Origin of the sequence: Kitasatospora aureofaciens (assembly GCF_019192735.1) — a bacterium.
Lineage (GTDB): Bacteria > Actinomycetota > Actinomycetes > Streptomycetales > Streptomycetaceae > Kitasatospora > Kitasatospora aureofaciens_A.
The window spans coordinates 1-1,111 of the sequence record NZ_JAHTKP010000177.1 but is presented as its reverse complement, the minus strand read 5'-3'; the positions used below and the strand labels follow the sequence as shown (position 1 = coordinate 1,111).

Below are 1,111 nucleotides of genomic sequence, written 5' to 3'. Positions count from 1 at the left end.
ACGGCGTTGGGAGAAATTGACGTCGGGGTGTGCTGGCCTGGTGGGTCGGCTGGTGGGTGATCAGCAGGCGGCCTGTCGGGCGAGCACCAGTTCGGTGCTCGACTTGCGCCGGGTCATCCGTCGGGCGGAGCGGTCGGAGACCAGGCCGGCGATCGCGAGGTGGCTCTCGGCGTAGGTCTCGCGGCGACCGGTGAAGCGTTGAAGCGGGCGCCACTGCTTGTACTCGGCGTTCGCGTGCTCCACGCAGATCCGGGCGGAGGACTGGCGGCGTCGCTGCTCGCGCCAGGCGTGGTGGTCGCCCAGCGGCGTGTCGTCCTTCGGCTTCTTGGGCGGGGCGCTGACCTGATCGGGGAACTCGTTGGCCAGTCCCCGGTAGCCCTCGTCGACCTCGGCCTTCACCTTTGGATACTGCCTGAACTGTTCGGCGATGCCCTCGGTGCGTACGGCGGTCTGGTCGTGCATCCGCCCTGGCCGCACGACCCCGCTGAACAGCGTGCGCCCCTGGGCGTCGCTGAACGTGGTGGTCTTGACGGTGTTCTGCTTCTTCTTGCCGGATACGAACGCCTTGCGGCCTGGGCGGCCCGCACGCGGGCGGCGGACCTGCACCTCCGTTCCGTCGATCCGCAGTTCCACCCCCTCGGCGTCGGCGTAGGCGAATACGTCCTCCAGCGTCCGCAGCCGCAGACCGGGACGATCCGGGACAGCGAAGCCCCGGGCCGCCAGCAGCGGGCGGATCTGGCGGATCGCGCCGGAGACGGTGGAGCGGTCCACCCGGTACAACTCGGCCAGGGCCTCGTGCGGCAGGCCTAGCCGCAGGTGGACCAGCGTGACCAGGAGCCGGTCGGTGAACACCAGCCGCTGCTTGCGCCCGGCCCCGGCCGCCCGCCGCCGTTCCCCGCCTCGCCGCTCGCGCAGCACCGACTCACGTCCCGCCTGCCACTTCGGGGCGAGTTCTTCGAGCAACTCGCCGAAATGTGCGCGAGAGACCCCGGACAGGGCAGGATGAGAGCAGGCCGCACGGGCCCAGGTAAGCGTCACAACTCACCCAACCCGTGCGGCCCTTCTCACGTCACGGGCCGACCGCGACCACGAGCATTGCTCCCAAGGTCGT

1 protein-coding gene is annotated in these 1,111 nt (G+C 70.4%); it reads right to left on the bottom strand.

Annotated elements, in window-relative coordinates:
* Positions 1-60: 60 nt before the first annotated feature.
* Positions 61-1,038, bottom strand: coding sequence for a transposase family protein (locus KV557_RS41850; RefSeq protein ID WP_218207365.1), 978 nt, complete (start codon positions 1,036-1,038; stop codon positions 61-63).
* Positions 1,039-1,111: the final 73 nt, after the last annotated feature.